Annotated in this window: 1 protein-coding gene; it reads left to right on the top strand. The window is 77.7% G+C overall.

Going from position 1 to position 646, the window contains the following annotated elements; all coding sequences use genetic code 11:
- The coding region (locus RF645_RS13075; RefSeq protein WP_368819253.1) for a sensor histidine kinase at positions 1–646 on the top strand (646 nt) is incomplete at both ends.

Consider the following 646-nt stretch of genomic DNA (forward strand, 5'->3'; position numbering starts at 1 on the left):
TGGTCCTCCTCGGGCTGCTCGTCGTGGTCCTCGCCGTGGCCGCGCACCGGGGTCTGTCCCGGCTGCTGCTCCGGGTGGACGAGGCGGCGGAGCTGCGCCGCCGGGCCGCCGAGGCCGCGGCCGCCCGCGAGACCGCCGTCCGCGGAGCCCGCACCGAGCGGTCCCGGATCGAACGGGACCTGCACGACGGCGTGCAGCCCCAGCTCGTGTCCGTGGCCATGAACCTGTCGATGGCCCAGCGCCGGATCGACCACGACCCCGCCGGGGCCAAGGACCTCATCGGGGAGGCGCATGCCACCACCAAGGCCGCGATCGCCGAGCTGCGCCGCCTGGCCCGGGGCTTCCACCCGGCGGTCCTGGAGGACCGGGGCCTCGACGCCGCCCTCTCCGCCGTGGCCGCCCAGTCCCCCGTCCCGGTCGCCGTGGACGTGCGGGTGCCGCGGCTGGCGCCGGAGACCGAGGCCGCCGTGTACTTCGCGGTCTCCGAGGGCATCGCCAACATCGTCAAGCACGCCCAGGCCGGCGCCGCGTCGGTGCGGGTGGGCCTCGAGACCGATCCCGCGGGAGGCACCCGCGTGGTCGCCCGGATCGCCGACGACGGCCGCGGCGGCGCCGTGGTGGTCCCCGGCGGCGGCCTGTCCGGGAT

Origin of the sequence: Kocuria sp. CPCC 205260, from assembly GCF_040981045.1 — a bacterium.
Taxonomy (GTDB): Bacteria; Actinomycetota; Actinomycetes; order Actinomycetales; family Micrococcaceae; genus Kocuria; species Kocuria palustris.